Consider the following 18593-nt stretch of genomic DNA (forward strand, 5'->3'; position numbering starts at 1 on the left):
TGGATATAATGTTTTTCTTTCTCGTATTATTACGAATGATCTTTAACAATTGAGAAGCCGAAATCAAACACAATGAATAGAGTTGTAAAGTGATATTGAATATTGGTGAGATATGACGATACGACGAATAATTGGGTAATGATTGTATCTAAAAGAAGAGATTTATAAGGGGGACAAGAGGCCTTATAAATTGAGCATTAATCTTTATTAGAGTAGGGAGCTTAAGTATTATTGCTAGTCAACGGTGGTAATATGAAGTCAGAGGTTCTTGAAATGATAGAGTCAAGTGATTTAAGTGCATCAGGTGGATGCCTTGGCGATGATAGGCGAAGAAGGACGTGATAGTCTGCGAAAAGCTTCGGGGAGTTGGCAATAAGCATTGATCCGGAGATATCCGAATGGGGAAACCCGCCTAGTATTAACTAGGCATTTTTAACTGAATACATAGGTTAAAGAAGCGAACCTAGGGAACTGAACCATCTAAGTACCTAGAGGAAAAGAAATCAACCGAGATTCCGTAAGTAGTGGCGAGCGAAAGCGGAGGAGCCTGTATATGATAATTAGTGATTTAGGAGAACAACTTGGGAAAGTTGGCCATAGAGGGTGAAAGCCCCGTATTTGAAAGATTGCTAATGGTACTAAGTATACGAGAAGTAGGGCGGGACACGAGGAATCCTGCTTGAAGATGGGGGGACCATCCTCCAAGGCTAAATACTCATCATCGACCGATAGTGAACTAGTACCGTGAGGGAAAGGTGAAAAGAACCCCGGGAGGGGAGTGAAAAGAACCTGAAACCTGATGCATACAAACAGTGGGAGCTACATTTAATGTAGTGACTGCGTACCTTTTGTATAATGGGTCAACGACTTACATTCAGTAGCGAGCTTAACCGGATAGGGGAGGCGTAGGGAAACCGAGTCTTAATAGGGCGATAGTTGCTGGGTGTAGACCCGAAACCGAGTGATCTATCCATGTCCAGGATGAAGGTTAGGTAACACTGACTGGAGGTCCGAACCTACTAATGTTGCAAAATTAGAGGATGAGGTGTGGATAGGGGTGAAAGGCCAAACAAACTCGGAGATAGCTGGTTCTCCCCGAAAACTATTTAGGTAGTGCCTTAAGAGCATACTCACGGGGGTAAAGCACTGTTATGGCTAGGGGGTCATTGCGACTTACCAACCCATGGCAAACTCAGAATACCGTGAAGTAAATTCTTAGGAGACAGACATCGGGTGCTAACGTCCGGTGTCGAGAGGGAAACAACCCAGACCGCCAGCTAAGGTCCCGAATGATCAGTTAAGTGGAAAACGAAGTGAGAAGGCATAGACAGCTAGGATGTTGGCTTAGAAGCAGCCATCATTTAAAGAAAGCGTAATAGCTCACTAGTCGAGTCGTCTTGCGCGGAAGATGTAACGGGGCTCAAACTGATAACCGAAGCTGCGGATATATACGTAAGTATGTATGGTAGGGGAGCGTTCTGTAGGCCGAAGAAGGTGCATTGAGAAATGTGCTGGAGGTATCAGAAGTGCGAATGTTGACATGAGTAGCGATAAAACGAGTGAAAAGCTCGTTCGCCGAAAGCCCAAGGTTTCCTACGCAACGTTAATCGGCGTAGGGTGAGTCGGCCCCTAAGGTGAGGCAGAAATGCGTAATCGATGGGAAACGGGTTAATATTCCCGTACTTATTTATAGTGCGATGTGGGGACGGAGAAGGTTAGGTTATCAACCTGTTGGAATAGGTTGTTTAAGCATGTAGGTAGGACACTTAGGCAAATCCGGGTGTTCAATACTGAGGTGTGATGACGAGGACTTACGGGTCCGAAGTAACTGATACCCTGCTTCCAGGAAAAGCCACTAAGCATAGCTATAAATGAACCGTACCGCAAACCGACACAGGTGGGCAGGAAGAAAATTCTAAGGCGCTTGAGAGAACTCAGGAGAAGGAACTCGGCAAAATGACACCGTAACTTCGGGAGAAGGTGTGCCCTTGGTATGTGAAGAGCCTGCGCTCGGAGCAGAAGGGGGCCGCAGAGAATCGGTGGCTGCGACTGTTTACTAAAAACACAGCACTCTGCAAACACGAAAGTGGACGTATAGGGTGTGACGCCTGCCCGGTGCTGGAAGATTAAATGATGGGGTGAGAGCTCTTGATTGAAGTCCCAGTAAACGGCGGCCGTAACTATAACGGTCCTAAGGTAGCGAAATTCCTTGTCGGGTAAGTTCCGACCTGCACGAATGGCGTAACGATGGCCACACTGTCTCCTCCTGAGACTCAGCGAAGTTGAAGTGGTTGTGAAGATGCAATCTACCCGCTGCTAGACGGAAAGACCCCGTGAACCTTTACTGTAGCTTTGCATTGGACTTTGAAGTTGTATGTGTAGGATAGGTGGGAGGCTAAGAAATAATGACGCTAGTTGTTATGGAGCCATTGGTGAAATACCACCCTTATAACTTTGAGGTTCTAACTTAGGTCTCTGAATCGAGATTAAGGACCGTGCATGGTAGGCAGTTTGACTGGGGCGGTCTCCTCCTAAAGCGTAACGGAGGAGTTCGAAGGTTACCTAGGTCCGGTCGGAAATCGGACTGATAGTATAATGGCATAAGGTAGCTTAACTGCGAGACTGACAAGTCGAGCAGGTGCGAAAGCAGGACATAGTGATCCGGTGGTTCTGAATGGAAGGGCCATCGCTCAACGGATAAAAGGTACTCCGGGGATAACAGGCTGATTCCGCCCAAGAGTTCATATCGACGGCGGAGTTTGGCACCTCGATGTCGGCTCATCACATCCTGGGGCTGTAGTTGGTCCCAAGGGTATGGCTGTTCGCCATTTAAAGTGGTACGTGAGCTGGGTTTAGAACGTCGTGAGACAGTTTGGTCCCTATCTGCAGTGGGCGTTGGAAGTTTGACGGGGGTTGCTCCTAGTACGAGAGGACCGGAGTGAACAAACCTCTGGTGTACCGGTTGTCACGCCAGTGGCATAGCCGGGTAGCTAAGTTTGGAAGAGATAAACGCTGAAAGCATCTAAGCGTGAAGCTCGCCTGAAGATGAGACTTCCCTGGAGATATAATCTCCCTAAAGAGACGTTAGAGACTATGACGTTGATAGGTCGGGTGTGTAAGTGCGGTAACGCATGAAGCTAACCGATACTAATTGCTCGTGAGGCTTGATTCTATCATTTGAAGGACTTCAGATGATGAAGGTTAATGTAACGGAGATATAGTGATTAAGATAGAGGCTTCTTGATTAAAGATAAGAAGATAAGTAGTAATAAAGAATAAAAAATAGAGAATATAAAACAAGATTGTTTGGTGGTCATAGCGAGTTGGCTCCACCCCTTCCCATCTCGAACAGGACCGTGAAACGACTCAGCGCCGATGATAGTATGGATTACCCATGTGAAAGTAGGTCACTGCCAAACTAATTACAATAAAGCCCTTGACTTATGCTTATGCGGTCAAGGGCTTTGCTTTTTTTTTACCGGATCTGCAGTTGGACAATTTGGTCGTTTCATTTGTTAAATACTGTTCATGGTTATTCCTTTTATATTTATATTTGATTGTTATATTTTTTATTTTTAGATGATAGTTAATGTTCTTTCAGTTCCGCAGATCACTAATTCTTTTGCTTAGTGAATATTATTGTTATAATTTCAATTTTATAGGTAAAAATAGAGAAAGTATATGAAAAAAAATAGTTTCTTGGTGTGTATAGGGATTAGCATTTTCTTACTTGGTGCTTGTTCTAAGTTTAAATCAATAGAAAAACAGATTGCGCAATGTGATGGTGGAGAACTGGAAGCCTGTATGAAACTAGGAGAGTACTATAATAACGATATTAATCAATCAACTAAGTATTATAATCAAGCTTGTGGTTTAAATAGTGCAGATGGGTGTACTCGAGCAGGGTTGAATTATTTGATTGAAGGTAAAAATACTTCTCAAGCTTTATCTTTGTTTAATAAGTCATGTATGTTAGATGGTATCAAAAAGGGATGTTACTGGTTAGGGCACCTATCTCGTAATGGGATCCTAGTTTCTCAAAACTATCAAAATGCACTTCAATATTTTGGAAAAGCCTGCAATATTGGGGACTCTGAAAGTTGTTTAGCCCTTGGTGATTTATTTAGAGAGGGTAATGGGGTGCCCCAAGATTATGGTAAGGCCTTTGAGTTTTATGATCAAGCCTGTCAAAGAAATTACATAAATGCTTGTGTGAGTGCTGAGGAAATGAAAGAAGTGTTACAAAGGAATCAAGATAAGGCAACATTATACCAGCAAGCTATAAAATATGAGTTAGATTTGGCGCAACCACAGAATTTTAAAAAGGCTCTTTCTTTATTTTTTGAATTATGTCAGCAAAATAATCCTGATGCATGTATGAAAGTTGCAGGATATTATGAAGATGGAGTAAAACTAGTTAAAAATTTTAATAAAGCATATGATTTCTATGTTAAAGCCTGTCATTTAAACAATTATAAGGGATGCACTAGAGCAGGAGCTTTAATTGTTAATCAAGGTACTAAATCGGATAAAAATAAGGAATTAGCTTCTTCTTTATTAGGTGAAAGTTGTAAAGTGAATGATATAGAAGCATGTTCGTTATTAAAACAACTAACTACCAATATGGTACAACCTACTCTTGAATCAGACTTGAGTAAAGAACAATCCTGTTATAGTGGGCATTATGAAACTTGTTATGAATTGGCTAAGGAGTATATGAGAGAGAAAAATGTATTGCCGAAGGTAGAAAAGGCAAAAAGTTTATTGAGCTATGCTTGTAATAATCATATTCAAGTAGCATGTAGTACTTTACGAGAATTGCAACCAATTAATCAGTCAACCCCCGTTATTCCTGAATCAAATATGAGCGGTAATAGGGGAGACACTATTTTGGAGTCTTCAGACATCGGTGAAAATATAAAACCAAATCAGAATAAGTGTGATTCTGATTTGGCTGATTGTGTTGATGGTGTATTACCTGATACATTAGGTAATGAGAAGAAAAGACAAGAACAGGCGTCCCCATATCCGTCTAAAAATGAAGGACTGGAAGACCTGTTATTTTAAATATAAAAATATGATAAACTATAAAAGAAGAATATTGTTTTTTTTGTGTTGATAGCCGTTATGATGAGCCTAATTACATATTTTTGTTATAATTATATGAAAAATAAAACTTTTTCTTTTATTGGTTTTTAGTACTCAGATACACTATTCAAACGTAGGTTCTACGATTGGAACTGTTTGTTGAAATTGGTTCAATTATTTCCTCGATAGCTAACCCAGTGTTGGTGGATGTGCCCAATCACTATCGTTATACTCTCCGGAATAAAATTATGACACCCTATAAACCATTATTGATATTTCCCCCGGAAATTATGATTTAAATATTGAAGGACTTTAATTAATGATGAGGGTTCTTAATTTTGAGCCTCCTAATATACCAGACTCCATTTCAATACCTATAGCATGATAGTTAGCGAACAAGTGATGATAAAACACCTTAGGAAGATTGACAATTCCTTATATTGGATTAATTGCTAGTATTGGTAGAAGGGTAGATCTCTATCTAATAAATCCAAATCTCTGGTCTTGGTTCAAGGTAAAGATTTTGTGAGATTTAATCATATTCAAGTTATGTCATCTTAAATTTTCTGTCCTCTACGATTGAATAGAAAATATAGAAAAAACACCTCTCGGTATTATTACCCTTCTGATCAAATTCTATGAAATATCAAGAGTAATATTGTTTATGTTGACTGTGCTCAATTTATGGTGAACTTATGAAAAAGTTATCATTAGCTATGAGCGAAAAATATAGGTAGTTTCTATTTGTGTTTTTGGATATCCATCTCGATACTACAATATTCATTTACCTAATTTGCATCAAGGGAAATAATATTTATTCGGTGATTGGATCCATATCAGTGGCGCAATTCACTCGGTCAGTACATACAATCTTTTTTGATTGTACCTGTTTATGCCAGTGCAATAGTTCAGGTAGTTAGAAAATGTTAATTTATCCAGAGAGCCTTTCGTTCAACAGAAGTTAACGAATACATTTTCACATAATGAAATATTTGATGATTTAGATTTATTATGGGTTTATTTCTGGATTAGTTGTTAAGGATAAACCTTGTGTAGGAAGCAGGCGATAACATACTAACTTATTAAATATTGGTGAAAAATATTTGATAATTCTTCATTATTTTTACAGATGTCTGGATTATTAAATTGTTCAGGAATGCATAGACTAGATGATTTGTTTTCATATTATTTCAATTATCAAAGCGTCAGTTTTTTTTACCATCTTTTTGAGTTGATGAGATTTAGACTAGTACTAATTTGAATATTTCTCAATTTTGTTCAAATCATACTGCATAAAAGATTCTTATTATGGTTCTTTATTAGAGCTATGTTAGGATTTTTTACTGTTAATTGAGCTATATTCGAGTAAGATCTTATAAAGGAAGGTGGTATCGATGTTATATCGATGAAATACTTAAAATATAAGCATAACCAAAAATTGTTTTGCACTGGTTGGTTGTATTGAAACGAATAATTTCAAATACAATAAAAACCAGTTGATTTGTCTTGTCAGGTGATGCTTGATGAGCAATTAAAATAAAATTTTGAACTTGTCAGTATTCATTAGGAATTCACCTGTCATGGTTAGAATTCTGGTGATTTTAAGCAAAAAAATATTAATTAATTACTTACTAGGATCTCAATATAACTTTTAGGAATATTTTTGGGTTATACAATTAAAGAGCATAGGAAATCAATTAAATTCTATTTGCATTTTACATCTAAAATGTATAGAATCTGCCATAGCTACGGGATGTTCTTGTAGCAAATTGTTGTCAACTGAAAAAAAGGAGGTATGACTATGAGAAAGTTGAGTTTGGTAGCATTTTTAGCATTATTTTCAACTGCAGCGTTTGCTGAGGATAAGGCACCTAAAGCTAAGGAGACACGTAGCCTTATTCCAGCAGAGGTTGTGCAAACTAGTGCAGATCTGACTGTGGTCGTTGGTTTCGCAAATGGTTTGTGTGAACTAATTATGAATATTGTCAAACTTCCAAAAACAGTACTTAGCCTCGGTGTATTGTAAAAGTAGATAAAATAAAGCACCTCTTAGGTGCTTTATTTTATTAAAATTATTGAAGAAAATCGGTATCAATTAAAAGATTTCTGGGGGGCAATATTCCTTAAATAATGTAAAGTTTGAGTAAAAGCTCCTTTAAAATGATCGAGTGAATTTTGGTGAGTGCTTTGTGTTAGTATTTGGTTGTTACATGTGACTAATGTTATAAGCAGCATGTGAACTTGATTTGTTATCCATTTTTTTTATTTCTTGAATGTTTTATTTGACTAGTCAATACAAGAAACATACGCTCAATACGAGATTAAAAAATACGTAAATCATAATAGTCGAGGAATGTTTGTTGTCGATTTCCTTGCATTAGTTATAGTTTTTCCAAACATTATTATTGATGCTAAAAGGTCGGTGGCAGTTGAGTGTATCGTATTTATGCCGAGAGAAAATGGTGGATAATAAATGATTTGTTTTTGGAAAAGGTACAGGGAAGCCTACAAGAACATGTTTGTATAGAAGTAAAAGTTTAGATAGAATTAAGCCAAGTAACTTAGGGCAAGAAAGCATGGTCACTGTTTTGAATACGTATATCAAAAATAAACACCTATGTTTGGATAAATAATGATTGAATATAATGAACTAGTTAAATCTATAACATTTTTTTTAGATTTCGGTCATGATGCCTCAGACTACAAACTAGATATATATAAAAATAATAAAAATCAATATTTCTCTGTTTTAAGTAAAAGAGAATTATTTGATTTGTTACTTTCAAATGGAAGTGTTACAGTGTCGGAGTCTTTTTGGATAGATGATAGTGATTTCAATATAGATGAAAATGATTTTTTTGCATCTGCAGAGGATTGTATTAATTACTCCTTGGAAATTATATCCAAAAAAGCAAAAGAATTTACTACCTACGAATGAAGTCGAGCATAATGCTCAAAAATGAGTCAAAAACCTTTTTTCCTATCAAATCAATTTTGTTTTGCATCTATTTCATAAGTTTTCCTCAAAATATGTGGAAATCGTCACAAACCCACAAAAAACCCTCAAATTTGAAAATTTTGGGTATGGGTAAAAAAATCTCACCCCTTGCCCCCCCCACCTTAAAACGCGTTTTAGGCGGGTTGAGGATATTTTGTTTCTTTGTGTGACCCAATATGTTTTGCTAGTAAATCCTTTTTTCTAACGGTTTTAATTTAAGATATTCCGGATTGATTTTCGCAATCCTTTTGGTTGTTATCTCACAATACAACCATTGGGGCAAAACAACTTCTATGTATTCGACTTTACCTGTTTTTCTATTTTTAATGTAACTGGAACTATCCAGAAGTCCTAACCCAGCACCAACTTCCTAAGTCTCAATGGTTTTGTTGGTTGATAATGCTGTACCCTTTAATCGTTCAAGGCTTTTTAAAATTTGGCTATAATTTGCACCATTAATTTTTCTACCTGTAGATTTCAAAAAATCATATCCGGTAAATGTAATACGCCTAGTTGGATAATTTTCCTCTTGACGTCCTCGCCGGCCTAAAGAGCAGGGATTCCTACGGTGTTTAGCAGTATTGCTAACTCACTTCGGTGGGTTCCTGTTGCTGATGACCTTACTGCATCATTCACTTCACAGGCTAACCGGGCACATCCTGCCCTTAATATATTTATCGCTCCAACCTCATCTGCATTTAATTTATATCCACATGCAACACATTCAAAGTTTGATTGCGTTTGACGGTTCTGTGCACTTATATGCCCGCATTTTGGGCAAGTACGACTGGTATTCTTAGGATTCACTGCTACTAAATGACCTCCTCGCCATAACAGTTTATAGTCCAGTTGCCTTCTAAATTCATACCATGATTGATCTAGGATAGAACGATTTAATCCCGATTTTTGCTTTACTCTTTTACCAGGATGAGTCATATCCCCCTTTGCAGACTTAGATATGTGACCAACCTGCAAATCTTCTACATACACAATGGCGTGGTTTTTGCTAATTTGAGCAGAGATTTGATGAAGGTAATGACGTCTAATATTGGCTATTCTCGAGTGTAAGCGTGATACTTTATTTTTTGCTTTTTTCCAGTTGTGACTCAATGGCGTCTTATGGCTCATTTGACATTGCAGTTTAGCTAACTGACGTTGTGCCGTTTTAAAACGATTGATAGGCTCAAAGTATTGACCGTTACTTAAGGTTGCAAAACGGGTAATCCCCATATCTATATACCCACTTCATTACCTAATGGTATTGGTAGTTCAACATCATATTCCGTTTGTATAGCAACATACCACTTTCCACACTTGTGACTAATGGTAACGTTTTTAATTGAACCAATGACATGACGACTATTACGGTATCTTACCCAGCCTATTTTGGGTAAATACAAACGGTTGTTACCTTGTTCTAGTTTTACACCTTGGGGAAATCTAAAGCTTTCTTTCAATCCCTTTTTCTTAAACTTAGGAAAACTAGAACGTTTGGCAAAGAAATTCCGAAAAGAGGCTTCTAGATCTTTTAAGGATTGTTGTAACACTTGACTATGGCAATCTTTAAGCCATTTGAACTCATCTTTCCATTTAGGTAGTAAGCTCGATATTTTACTGTAGCAGAATTTGAAACCGTTATCAGCCTCATAGTGCTTATTCTGCCAATCTAAAGCATGATTAAATACAAAACAAGAACAACCACAAACTGCTTCATTTTGCGAATATGTTCACCATTAGGTATTAACTCAAATTTAAAATCTTTTTTGATTTGCATGTCTTGATTATCTAATGAACTATGAATAGTCAATAAGATAGCATAGACACTAAAAGACGGAATAACCACTTTGTGGTTACGCCTTATATCCCCGCCCTGAAGGACGGGGTCTTACGGCGAGCATGACAAAAAAATCCCCACCTTGTGGTGGGGATAATACTATTTTAAATTACGACCGAATTGGTATAGATCATATTTTATACAATCGGCAGTTAATGAGTTAACTGTTGGTGCTTCTTCCATTTCTATATCCTTCTCACTCCTTTCTTCATCATCATCTTCTTTAAAGCTATTTATTGCTTTTTTCCTGCATTTTATTTTAATTTTATTAAGCTCAGTATCCAGAATTGACTCTGATTTATTTAGGTTAATTAATTTTTGTTTAATATTTTTCTTAATTTTATCTATTCCAATTTCCAAACAATAAGTTAATCCGTCGAAACTATTGATGTTATCCCGCATACATTTTTTCTCATTTTCGTCATTTTCATATTCTTTTGGTGCAAAAAAATCATTAATAGAATTAGCTTTAGTCATATTAACATTTTTGGCACAAGCGGTAGAGCCAATCAGTAAACATGTTAGCAATACATAATTTTTAAACATTTAATTCTCTTTCATCATTTGATATTTTCGATCTAATTTGAATAAATCTTGTCTTTCTTTTTTACCTATGCACTCCTGCTCGCATGATTCATTCTGATAGTTTCTATATTTGACTTCTCTTTTGTCTTGTACCGCATTAATAATTTGAATATCGGTCATTTTGTTAACATCTTTTCCTTTTAAGGATTTTAAATAACATCTGTATTTGCTCCATGCTGGACACTAGAGCTCCAAATTAAATCTTGTATGGCGATTCCTCTATTAGACAGATCTATACCATGCTTTTTTAATTTCCTCAATTGTGGTTCGTAGTGAGTTCTTTTAATAAAGTCATGTTGATCTTTCTCAAATCCGATGGGATCTCTTTTATTATAATAAAATGGAAGATTAAAAAATGCAGGAGTTTCATTTTTAAAAACAGCTAACTTGATTGGTAGCAGAAATCCTTTACGTCATAAATATATTAACGAATTAATTTATAATATACTCTTAGATGGCGATGAAAACTTTCAATATATGGAAAATTCCATATTGCCATATTTGAACGTTATAAATAATAATTTGACTATGGAATATGATGAAATAGAGCGATCATTTATTCTTTTAGGAGAAATCTGTGTGAGAAACCATGATATTGATAAAGCAAAAGAAATTCTAGATAATGGACTAGAAGTGCTGCCAAACAATGAATCTTTAAAAGAAAATTTAAAAATCGTTTTAGCCCAGATTCTAGCAATCTAACCTTAGATGGAAATTATTTTTAAAGCGAAAAAACCAACTCGGTTGACAAGATAACTAAGATGGTGCGGAAGGAGAGACTCGAACTCTCACACCTTGCGGCGCTAGATCCTAAGTCTAGTGCGTCTACCAATTTCGCCACTTCCGCACGAAATTAGACTTCGATTACGACATTATAATTGTATTGGGCTTTATTGGCAATACATTTTAACCATAATTAGTGAACCTAGTGGAATTATTTTATTTGCAATTTTATTTTTAAAGTGACTTGCAAAAATGAATAAAATTGGCGATAATTACGCTTCAAATTCGCCGGCATAGCTCAGTTGGTAGAGCAGCTGACTTGTAATCAGAAGGTCCCGAGTTCGACTCTTGGTGCCGGCACCAGAATAAAAAAAAGCTTCCAAGTAGGAAGCTTTTTTTTATTCTATATTTTTTTGATTTTAATCAATATAACAATTCTTTCAATCTCAACCTATCTACAATTTGGTTATTTAAAGTTGATTGAATTTAAAGTTCAAAGTTATTTGAGTGAGAAAAATCATTGTTATAGTATAATCGTAGACCCTGAATAACCTTTTTTGTTTTAATTATGATTTATCCTAAGAAATATGATGTAATTGTCGTTGGGGGTGGCCATGCAGGAACAGAGGCAGCATTGGTTGCAGCGAGGATGGGTGCACAAACATTGTTATTGACACATAACATTGAAACTTTGGGGCAAATGTCGTGTAATCCTTCTATTGGAGGAATAGGTAAGGGGCATTTAGTAAGAGAAATTGATGCATTGGGTGGGGTTATGGGCTGGGCTGCAGATCAGTCTGGCATTCAGTTTAGAAGACTAAATTCATCTAAAGGTCCAGCGGTAAGGGCTACTAGGGCTCAAGCAGATCGTTTGTTATATAAAGCAGCCATTAGAGGTGTCTTGGAGAATCAAAATAATTTGGATTTGTTTCAACAGTCTGTTGATGATCTTATTGTAAAGAACTATAAAGTTATTGGTGTTAAAACGACTATCGATTTAGATTTTTATGCTCAAACTGTTATTTTGACTGTGGGAACTTTTTTAACAGGTAAGATTCACATTGGATTACAGAATTATAGTGGGGGACGGGCAGGTGATGTTGCAGCTAATCGATTGGGCAAATGTTTAAGTGATCTAGACTTGCCTAGAGGCCGACTAAAAACAGGAACACCACCCAGAATTGATGGTAGAACTATTGATTTTACAAAGTTACAAGAACAGCCTGGGGATGATCCTGCTCCTTATTTTTCAGTTCGTTCAGAAAGATTTTCTCACCCATCACAAGTTTCATGTTGGATCACTCATACCAATGCCCGTACTCATGATATTATTCGTTCAGGTTTTAATAGGAGTCCTATATTTACAGGCGTAATAGAAGGAGTTGGCCCTCGCTATTGTCCTTCTATCGAAGATAAAATTAATAGATTTAGAGATAAAGACAGCCACCAAATTTTTTTGGAGCCAGAAGGTTTAACAACACATGAGTTTTATCCTAATGGTATTTCAACTAGTTTGCCTTTTGACATACAAATTCAGTTAGTAAGGAGTATGTCAGGTTTAGAAAATGCTCATATTTTAAGACCTGGTTATGCGATTGAATATGATTATTTTGATCCAAGAGCATTAAAGTCAAGTTTAGAGACCAAAGTTATAGAAAATTTATTTTTTGCAGGACAGATTAATGGTACAACAGGTTATGAAGAAGCTGCTGCGCAAGGTCTTTTAGCAGGAATTAATGCTGTATTAAAAGTTAGAGAGCAGGATATTTGGGTACCTGCCCGAAATGAAGCATATATTGGTGTTTTGGTGGATGATCTATTAACTAAAGGTCTCACCGAGCCTTATCGTATGTTTACAAGCCGAGCTGAGTATCGCTTGCAATTAAGAGAAGATAATGCAGATAAACGTTTGACCCATATAGGGTATCGATTGGGTGTGGTAAGTGAGACTCAGTGGCATCAATATGAAAAAAAACAAGATAATATAGAACGAGAATTGCAACGTTTAAAAGAGGTATGGATTACACCTACAAAAGTCTCTACACATGATCAAATTAGGGTATTAGGTAAAACTATAAGTCATGAATACAATCTGGAGAGTTTATTAAGTAGACCCCAAATTAGATATGAGGATCTAATGACATTGTTACCCGCTACAGAGGGTAAGAAATTATCTTTAGAAGAAATTGAACAAATAGAAATTTCGGTCAAATACAAGGGATATATTGAAAAACAAAACCAATCAATCGAAAAACAGAAGGATCTTGATTTAATTAGTCTCCCCCATGATTTAGATTATAATCAACTAATTGGCTTATCTAATGAAGTTAAGCAAAAATTGATGGAGTTTAAGCCAGAGAATATTGGTCAGGCTTCAAGAATTTCTGGTGTCACCCCAGCTGCTGTCATGTTGTTATTGGTCTATGCAAAAAAAGGATTTCAAGATGAAAATGCATGAATCGATTCATTTATCAGATTTACGGGAAGGGTTGAGTGAGTTACAGGTTTTTTTGCCTGAGGAGGTGGAGTCAAAATTATTGCAATATATTGATTTATTATATAAATGGAATAAGACTTATAATTTAACAGCATTGCGAAATAAGTTTCAAATGCTAACCCACCATATATTTGATAGTTTAAGTATTTTGAATGAGCTCGATAATATTGACTCTTTAATGGACGTTGGTTCTGGAGGAGGTTTGCCTGGAATTCCAATTGCAATTACTAAACCTGACTTGAAAGTTGTATTGGTTGATTCTAATAGCAAAAAAACTACTTTTTTGTCGCAGGTAGTTATTGAATTGGCATTATCTAATGTTGAAGTAAAGCAAAGTAGAATAGAAGTTTTACAAGGTATGAAGTTTGATATGTTGGTTAGTAGAGCATTTTCAGAGTTAAGTGATTTTGTTAATATGACAAAGCAACTATTATCTGATGAAGGTTGCTGGTTAGCTATGAAAGGAACTTATCCCTATGAGGAACTTTCAAAATTACCCGATTGGATAGTAGTAGATTGGATTAAGCCGATTAGTGTACCTCAAATTAATGCAGAAAGGCATATTGTTAAGATGTTGTTTAATAAGGATTAATAATGAGTTGTCATATTATTGCTATTACTAATCAAAAGGGTGGAGTAGGTAAAACTACTACTACGGTCAATTTGGCAGCCTCGTTAGCTAGAATGGGAAAAGATGTTTTAGTAGTAGATTTAGACCCTCAGGGAAATGCAACGACAGGTAGTGGTGTGGATAAAAATTCACTTGAACTCGGTGTGTACAATATTTTATTTGATGAATCTATTGTAGAAAATGCAATTTTACATTCTAAAGGAGCAGATTTTGATGTTTTAGGCTCTAATCGTTCTTTAGTCGGTGCTGAGATTGAGTTGGTACAAGAGTTAGCTCGAGAAATGAAATTAAAAATTGCGTTAAATACAGTTCGAGAAAAATATGATTATATACTGATTGACTCTCCCCCTACCTTAACACTTCTGACTATTAATTCTTTAGTGGCGGCTGATTTTATATTAGTTCCAATGATTTGCGAGTATTATGCGTTGGAAGGTATTTCTGATTTGATAGCAACTATTAATAAGATTAAAAAATCTAAGATTAATCCCTCCTTAGAAATTATAGGTTTGGTTCGAACAATGTTTGATTCTCGTAGTAATTTATCAAAAGAGGTTTCTAGTCAACTAGAAAAATATTTTCAATCAGATTTGTTTAAGACGACCATACCTAGAAACATTAAATTAGCAGAAGCACCAAGTCATGGATTGCCAGTTATTACATATGATGAGCATTCTAAAGGTGCGAAAAGCTATTTAGAGTTAGCAAGAGAGTTAAATGAAAAAATCAAAAAATTCGGTTAAAAAATAAAGGTTTCATATGGTAAAAAAAAATACTTTAGGTAGGGGACTGGATTCTTTATTGGGAGTTAGTTTAGAGGCGTCGGATAATGTTCAGTCAGTTGAATTATTAAATGTTTCAGACTTAGAGCCGGGTATTTATCAACCTCGAGCACAGATGGATAATAAATCTTTGCAAGAGTTGGCGGAATCGATTAAGGAGCATGGGATTATTCAGCCGATTTTGGTGAGAAAAAAAAAGGATCATAGCTATGAAATAATTGCAGGTGAAAGAAGATGGAGAGCAAGTCAATTGGCGGGGCTAACAGAAATACCAGCAATTATTAGAGAAATTAGTGATGAAGATGCCTTAGCAATTGGATTAATTGAAAATATTCAGAGACAAAATTTAAACCCCATTGAAGAAGCACAAGGGTTGCTCAGGCTTAAGGAAGAGTTTGGTCTAACACATGAAAAAATAGCCAGTGCAGTAGGTCGTTCTCGTAGTAGCATCACTAATACCATGCGCTTGTTAAATTTGCCTGAAGAAATCCAAGGATATTTGATAGAAAATAAATTAGATATGGGGCACGCACGAGCCATCATTACTTTACCAGTTATGAAACAATTGGATTTGGCTCATAAAGCGGTTAAGAGAGGTTGGTCAGTCCGAGAAATTGAGAAAAGAGTTAACCGTATAGGCGTTACTCAAACTAAGAAAATAAAGGATATCGAAACTCAGAAATTAGAAGAGCAATTAAGCGATTATTTTGGTATAAAAGTTGACTTACGAGAAAATTCTAAACTCGGCTCAGGTGTATTATCCTTTAGTTTTACCTCTTATGATGAATTGGATCAATTGCTATTGAAGATGCATTTTAAAAATAATAATAAGAATTTTTAGGTTAAATTTTAATTAAATCACGTGGGTTACTAGTTTTAATAGGTATTAAGACCTTGACTGAGTGATTGTGGTTTATTTATAATTGAACTCTTTATTCTAAAAATAAAAAAACATGAAAGATTTAGCAAAATTGCAGTTGGTAGTTATTTGCTTGTCTTGGTTTGTGGCTTTGATTTTTTCAGAGCTTTCTGTAGCGGTTTCGGTTTTATTAGGTGGATTGACTTATTTTATACCTACGTTACTATCGATTGTTGTTTTAACTAGGTTAAAGAAAACTCCAGAGTTGTTACCCATTGCTTTGCTTATTGTTGAAGTTCACAAGATAGTAGTGACTGTGGTTATAATTGTTACCATTTACTTTCTATGCCCTGAAGTTAATTGGATAGGTTATTTGGTGGGTTTGATTTTGGTAACTCAAGTTGGCTTATTAATGTTTAGGAAAAGTTCTTATTTATGAGTAATGCATCAACAATGACTTCTAATGAATATATTGGACATCATTTGATTAATTATAGTATTCCTGAGAGGCTCCAAACAGCCTTATTTGATTTTTCGTATATTAATATTGACAGTCTTTTCTTTGCAGTTATTTTGGGGGTGTTGGCGTGTGTTATATTACGACTTGTAGCCAAAAGAGTGACCCCGGGGGTTCCTGGGCGATTCCAGGCACTAATTGAGCTTTTGTATGAATTTGTGGATAGTAGCTGTAAAGAGATGGTACATAATCCAGTGTCTAGAAGATTAGTGGCTCCGTTGGGATTGACACTCTTTGTCTGGATTTTCTTTATGAATTTTATGGATTTATTGCCAGTAGACTTGTTACCTTGGGCATGGCAACATTTGTTGCATGATGAACATGCAGCTCTAAGAGTTGTTGCTACTGCTGATTTAAATACTACAATGGCACTTTCTATATCTGTTTTAGTGTTATGTTTTTATTACAATATTAAAATAAAAGGATTGAAAGTTTGGTGGCACGAATTAGTTTCAGTTCCGTTTGGTAGCAATATTCTGTTTGCATTACCGAATTTGTTTATGAATATTATCGAATATGTATCCAAAACGTTATCTCATGGTATGCGATTATGGGGTAATATGTACGCTGGTGAAATTGTGTTTATGGTTATTGCACTACTTGGTGGTGCGTGGACATCAAGTAATATGTTGAGTAGTTCCTTATTATTGTTATTGCAAATAATATTAGGTTCTGCTTGGGCGATTTTTCATATTTTGATTATTACTTTGCAGGCTTATTTGTTCATGGTGCTAGCTTTTGTTTATATAGGGCAAGCGCATGATTCCCATTAGTTAGTTAGATTGGTTTAATAGATTTAAATTTTTTATTTTTAAGGAGTTTGACATGTCAGGTATAGGTGGATTGATTGCGATTGCTTGTGGTTTGATGATTGGTATTCCAGCCATGGGTGCTTCAATTGGTATTGGTTTATTGGGCGCTAAGTACATGGAAGCTTCAGGTCGTCAGCCAGAGTTAATGAATTCTTTATTAACTAAGTTTTTCATTATTATGGGTATGATTGATGCTGCGTTCATTATTAGTTTAGGCGTTTCTTTTCTCTACTATTTGAAGGTTTAATCGTGAATATAAATGTAACTTTAATTGCACAGGCTATTGTTTTTATTGCGTTAGTTTGGTTTACTATGAAGTTTGTATGGCCTCCGATTGCAAAGGCATTGGACGAGCGTGCTAATACAATTGCTGAGGGGTTGGCTGCTGCAGAGCGTGGTAAGAGTGATTTTGAAAAAGCGGAATTACAAGTTGCAGCGTCTTTGGCAGAGGGTCGTCAGCGAGTTTCAGAAATGATTGCTAGTGCTGATAAGAGGGCTGAGTTAATCACTGAGAGTGCAAAACAAGAGGCTCAAGTTCAAGCTAATAAAATTATTGAACAGGCTCAATCTCAGATTGATCAGGAAGTTAATAGAGTAAAAGAAGAGTTAAGATTAAAGGTAGCTCAATTGGCTATTTTAGGAGCGGAAAAGATTCTTCGTCGTGAAATTAATTCCGAGAATCATACTGACATCTTAAATACTCTCAAACAGGAGCTGTAATAATGACTGAATTAGCGACAGTTGCTAGACCCTATGCTAAAGCTTTGTATAGTTTGGCACAGGAGCGAAATAAATTAGAATCTTGGTTAAAACAGCTATCCGTTTTATCGGAGGTGAGTTTGAATCCTAAAGTTCAAATTTTGATTGAGTCGCCTAAATTTAGTAAGAACCAAAAAATAGATAGTTTTTCTAGTATAGTAGGAAAAGATGGCCTAGATGGAATGCTGGAAAACTTTCTTGTGATTTTAATTGAAAACAATCGAGTTCAGTTGATTAATGCTATTTATGAATTATACAAAGAAATGGTGTTGGCGACAGAGGGAATTGGACAAGCAACGCTATATAGTGCATATCCGCTCTCAGATGATGAATTTGCTGATTTAGTAAGATCAGTTGAAACACATTGTGGAGCTAAATTGGCGACTAAATTGGTGATTGAACCAGAACTTATAGGTGGTTTTAAAGTTGAGTTCGGTGATCAAGTGTTAGATATGTCTGTCAAAAGTGAGTTAGATTCACTTTATCAGACCATGACAAGTTAGGAGAT

At 36.0% G+C, this 18593-nt stretch carries 17 protein-coding genes, 2 tRNA genes, 2 rRNA genes and 1 pseudogene; 16 read left to right on the forward strand and 6 right to left on the reverse strand.

The window, feature by feature from the left end; genetic code table 11:
* Window positions 1-276 precede the first annotated feature (276 nt).
* The 5 genes from GKC53_04750 (at window position 277) to GKC53_04770 (ending at window position 8026) form a co-directional block, all read left to right on the forward strand.
* A 23S ribosomal RNA gene (locus GKC53_04750) occupies window positions 277-3174 on the forward strand.
* Between the two features lie 131 nt (window positions 3175-3305).
* Window positions 3306-3419: ribosomal RNA gene (gene rrf / locus GKC53_04755) — 5S ribosomal RNA — on the forward strand.
* A gap of 262 nt (window positions 3420-3681) precedes the next feature.
* Window positions 3682-5067 (forward strand): hypothetical protein, encoded by a 1386-nt coding sequence (locus GKC53_04760; GenBank protein QRN41438.1) that lies wholly within the window; start codon window positions 3682-3684, stop codon window positions 5065-5067.
* 1822 nt (window positions 5068-6889) lie between these two features.
* Window positions 6890-7114, forward strand: coding sequence for a hypothetical protein (locus tag GKC53_04765; protein QRN41439.1), 225 nt, complete (start codon window positions 6890-6892; stop codon window positions 7112-7114).
* Window positions 7115-7720: 606 nt separating this feature from the next.
* Window positions 7721-8026, forward strand: coding sequence for a hypothetical protein (locus GKC53_04770; protein QRN41440.1), 306 nt, complete (start codon window positions 7721-7723; stop codon window positions 8024-8026).
* A gap of 244 nt (window positions 8027-8270) precedes the next feature.
* On the opposite strand, the gene GKC53_04775 is transcribed toward GKC53_04770, so the two are convergent.
* From GKC53_04775 to GKC53_04795, 5 genes and pseudogenes are all read right to left on the reverse strand, one after another.
* Window positions 8271-8432, reverse strand: a complete 162-nt coding sequence (locus GKC53_04775; protein ID QRN41838.1) for a hypothetical protein — start codon at window positions 8430-8432, stop codon at window positions 8271-8273.
* 24 nt (window positions 8433-8456) lie between these two features.
* Window positions 8457-8591 (reverse strand): hypothetical protein, encoded by a 135-nt coding sequence (locus tag GKC53_04780; GenBank protein ID QRN41839.1) that lies wholly within the window; start codon window positions 8589-8591, stop codon window positions 8457-8459.
* Between the two features lie 41 nt (window positions 8592-8632).
* A pseudogene (locus GKC53_04785) lies at window positions 8633-9860 on the reverse strand (transposase).
* Between the two features lie 159 nt (window positions 9861-10019).
* A complete protein-coding gene (locus tag GKC53_04790) occupies window positions 10020-10466 on the reverse strand; it encodes a hypothetical protein (GenBank protein ID QRN41441.1) in 447 nt (148 codons plus the stop codon).
* Complete coding sequence (locus GKC53_04795) at window positions 10467-10625, reverse strand: hypothetical protein (protein QRN41442.1); 159 nt, start codon at window positions 10623-10625, stop codon at window positions 10467-10469. It lies immediately after the preceding gene.
* Between the two features lie 267 nt (window positions 10626-10892).
* Between GKC53_04795 and GKC53_04800 the strand changes: the two genes are divergently transcribed.
* Window positions 10893-11207: a hypothetical protein gene (locus tag GKC53_04800; GenBank protein QRN41443.1), complete on the forward strand. Its 315-nt coding sequence runs from the start codon at window positions 10893-10895 to the stop codon at window positions 11205-11207.
* Between the two features lie 60 nt (window positions 11208-11267).
* Here GKC53_04800 and GKC53_04805 read toward each other — a convergent pair.
* A tRNA-Leu gene (locus GKC53_04805) sits at window positions 11268-11352 on the reverse strand.
* Window positions 11353-11515: 163 nt separating this feature from the next.
* On the opposite strand from GKC53_04805, the gene GKC53_04810 reads away from it, so the two are divergent.
* The 10 genes from GKC53_04810 (at window position 11516) to GKC53_04855 (ending at window position 18588) form a co-directional block, all read left to right on the forward strand.
* Window positions 11516-11591: transfer RNA gene (locus tag GKC53_04810), tRNA-Thr, on the forward strand.
* 205 nt (window positions 11592-11796) lie between these two features.
* A complete protein-coding gene (gene mnmG / locus GKC53_04815) occupies window positions 11797-13686 on the forward strand; it encodes a tRNA uridine-5-carboxymethylaminomethyl(34) synthesis enzyme MnmG (GenBank protein ID QRN41444.1) in 1890 nt (629 codons plus the stop codon).
* A complete protein-coding gene (gene rsmG / locus GKC53_04820; GenBank protein ID QRN41840.1) occupies window positions 13679-14317 on the forward strand; it encodes a 16S rRNA (guanine(527)-N(7))-methyltransferase RsmG in 639 nt (212 codons plus the stop codon). The genes mnmG and rsmG overlap by 8 nt, the downstream gene beginning before the upstream one ends.
* A gap of 2 nt (window positions 14318-14319) precedes the next feature.
* Window positions 14320-15099 (forward strand): AAA family ATPase, encoded by a 780-nt coding sequence (locus GKC53_04825; protein QRN41445.1) that lies wholly within the window; start codon window positions 14320-14322, stop codon window positions 15097-15099.
* Window positions 15100-15115: 16 nt separating this feature from the next.
* Window positions 15116-15979, forward strand: coding sequence for a ParB/RepB/Spo0J family partition protein (locus tag GKC53_04830; protein ID QRN41446.1), 864 nt, complete (start codon window positions 15116-15118; stop codon window positions 15977-15979).
* A gap of 112 nt (window positions 15980-16091) precedes the next feature.
* Window positions 16092-16436 carry a hypothetical protein gene (locus GKC53_04835; protein ID QRN41447.1) on the forward strand — a complete coding sequence of 115 codons (345 nt, stop codon included), beginning with the start codon at window positions 16092-16094 and terminating at the stop codon, window positions 16434-16436.
* Between the two features lie 14 nt (window positions 16437-16450).
* On the forward strand, window positions 16451-17287 hold the full coding sequence (atpB, locus tag GKC53_04840; GenBank protein QRN41841.1) for a F0F1 ATP synthase subunit A: 837 nt from the start codon (window positions 16451-16453) through the stop codon (window positions 17285-17287).
* A 52-nt stretch (window positions 17288-17339) separates the two neighbouring features.
* Window positions 17340-17573 (forward strand): F0F1 ATP synthase subunit C, encoded by a 234-nt coding sequence (gene atpE / locus GKC53_04845; GenBank protein ID QRN41448.1) that lies wholly within the window; start codon window positions 17340-17342, stop codon window positions 17571-17573.
* A 2-nt stretch (window positions 17574-17575) separates the two neighbouring features.
* Window positions 17576-18046: a F0F1 ATP synthase subunit B gene (locus GKC53_04850; protein QRN41449.1), complete on the forward strand. Its 471-nt coding sequence runs from the start codon at window positions 17576-17578 to the stop codon at window positions 18044-18046.
* 2 nt (window positions 18047-18048) lie between these two features.
* Complete coding sequence (locus GKC53_04855) at window positions 18049-18588, forward strand: F0F1 ATP synthase subunit delta (protein QRN41450.1); 540 nt, start codon at window positions 18049-18051, stop codon at window positions 18586-18588.
* Window positions 18589-18593 lie beyond the last annotated feature (5 nt).

It is taken from the genome of Neisseriaceae bacterium (genome assembly GCA_016864895.1).
In the GTDB taxonomy this organism is placed as follows: Bacteria; Pseudomonadota; Gammaproteobacteria; order Burkholderiales; family Neisseriaceae; genus QFNR01.

Coding starts and splice junctions, on each gene's coding strand:
- atpB (QRN41841.1), top strand. CDS start 16,451: ATGACTTCTAATGAATATATTGGACATCATTTGATTAATTATAGTATT.
- GKC53_04765 (QRN41439.1), top strand. CDS start 6,890: ATGAGAAAGTTGAGTTTGGTAGCATTTTTAGCATTATTTTCAACTGCA.
- mnmG (QRN41444.1), top strand. CDS start 11,797: ATGATTTATCCTAAGAAATATGATGTAATTGTCGTTGGGGGTGGCCAT.
- GKC53_04790 (QRN41441.1), bottom strand. CDS start 10,466: ATGTTTAAAAATTATGTATTGCTAACATGTTTACTGATTGGCTCTACC.
- rsmG (QRN41840.1), top strand. CDS start 13,679: ATGCATGAATCGATTCATTTATCAGATTTACGGGAAGGGTTGAGTGAG.
- GKC53_04835 (QRN41447.1), top strand. CDS start 16,092: ATGAAAGATTTAGCAAAATTGCAGTTGGTAGTTATTTGCTTGTCTTGG.
- GKC53_04795 (QRN41442.1), bottom strand. CDS start 10,625: ATGACCGATATTCAAATTATTAATGCGGTACAAGACAAAAGAGAAGTC.
- GKC53_04760 (QRN41438.1), top strand. CDS start 3,682: ATGAAAAAAAATAGTTTCTTGGTGTGTATAGGGATTAGCATTTTCTTA.
- GKC53_04825 (QRN41445.1), top strand. CDS start 14,320: ATGAGTTGTCATATTATTGCTATTACTAATCAAAAGGGTGGAGTAGGT.
- atpE (QRN41448.1), top strand. CDS start 17,340: ATGTCAGGTATAGGTGGATTGATTGCGATTGCTTGTGGTTTGATGATT.
- GKC53_04855 (QRN41450.1), top strand. CDS start 18,049: ATGACTGAATTAGCGACAGTTGCTAGACCCTATGCTAAAGCTTTGTAT.
- GKC53_04830 (QRN41446.1), top strand. CDS start 15,116: ATGGTAAAAAAAAATACTTTAGGTAGGGGACTGGATTCTTTATTGGGA.
- GKC53_04770 (QRN41440.1), top strand. CDS start 7,721: ATGATTGAATATAATGAACTAGTTAAATCTATAACATTTTTTTTAGAT.